General features: G+C 61.7%; 1 protein-coding gene. It reads left to right on the top strand.

From position 1 onward, the window contains the following. Window positions 1-65: 65 nt before the first annotated feature. A partial coding sequence (locus EG885_RS22285) for an IS1182 family transposase (RefSeq protein WP_131579055.1) occupies window positions 66-1234 on the top strand: 1169 nt, incomplete at its 3' end.

The raw sequence follows: 1234 nt of genomic DNA, 5'->3' as shown, positions 1-1234 counted from the left end.
TTTCCGCCGAGGCTGTGTAAAAACTCTGATTTATGCTATGCTTACCCATGATTTGGAGGCTTTGCATGGCAGGTTTCATCGAAGGTGTCAGCCGGGATCAGACGACGCTTTTCCCAGAGCGGTTGGATGACTGGATCGGGGAAGATCACCTTGTGCGCGTGGTTGATCTGTTCGTTGACCAGCTGGATCTGGGCGCGCTTGGGTTTGATCGCCATGCCGCTGCGCGCACGGGGCGACCGGGGTATCATCCGGCTGTGCTGCTCAAGCTGTTCATCTACGGTTACCTGAACCGGATCCCCTCCAGCCGCCGCCTGGAATGCGAGGCTGGGCGCAATGTCGAGGTGATGTGGCTGACCGGGCGGCTGGTTCCCGATCACAAGACCATCGCGGAGTTCCGGCGGCAGAACGGTCCGGCCATTCGAAAGACCTGCGCAAAATTCGTTGAATTGTGCCGCCGGATCGGCGTTCTAAAGGGCGAGGTCGTGGCCGTCGATGGCAGCAAGTTGAAAGCGGTCAACAATCGCGACCGGAACTTCACCAAGGGCAAGATCGCCAGCCGCCTTGCGCATCTGGAGGCCGAGGTCGGCCGCTACATCGAAGAGGCCGACAGGATTGACCGTCAGGAAACCGGCGCGGCACGCGCCGAGCGGGTGGCGCATCTGACCTGCCGATATCGCCGCATCCGCCAAGAGATCGAACGTCTGCTCGCCATTGACGAGACGCTGGCCGATGCCCCTGACGGGCAGATATCGCTGACCGACCCCGACGCGCGGGCCATGGCGACACGCGCGCAGCACAGCGGGCATGTCGGCTACAACGTCCAGAGCGTTGTCGATGCCGAAACCCATCTGATCGTCGCGCATGAGGTCACCAATCAGGGGCATGACCGGGATCTGCTGACCAAAATGGCCATACAGGCGAAAGTCGCATTGCAGCGCGACGATATGCAGATTCTGGCCGACAAAGGCTATTTCAGCGCGCTCGAAATCCTTGCCTGCCACAAAGCCGGCATCACCGCGACCGTCCCCCGATCAGACACATCCGGCGCCCGGTCGAAGGGCCATTTCGTGAAGGCCGACTTCGCCTATGACCATGACGCCGATGTCTATCGCTGCCCGGCGGGACAGGCGCTGACGCATCGCACCACGACCGAACAGCAGGGCCTCCAGATGCGGCGCTATTGGACGAACGCCTGCAAGGCCTGCGCCCTCAAAAGCCGTTGCACCACGGGGCA

The organism is Paracoccus nototheniae (genome assembly GCF_004335005.1).
Taxonomy (GTDB): domain Bacteria; phylum Pseudomonadota; class Alphaproteobacteria; order Rhodobacterales; family Rhodobacteraceae; genus Paracoccus; species Paracoccus nototheniae.
Note: the sequence above shows the minus strand (reverse complement) of the source record. Positions and strands in the feature narration are given on the sequence as shown.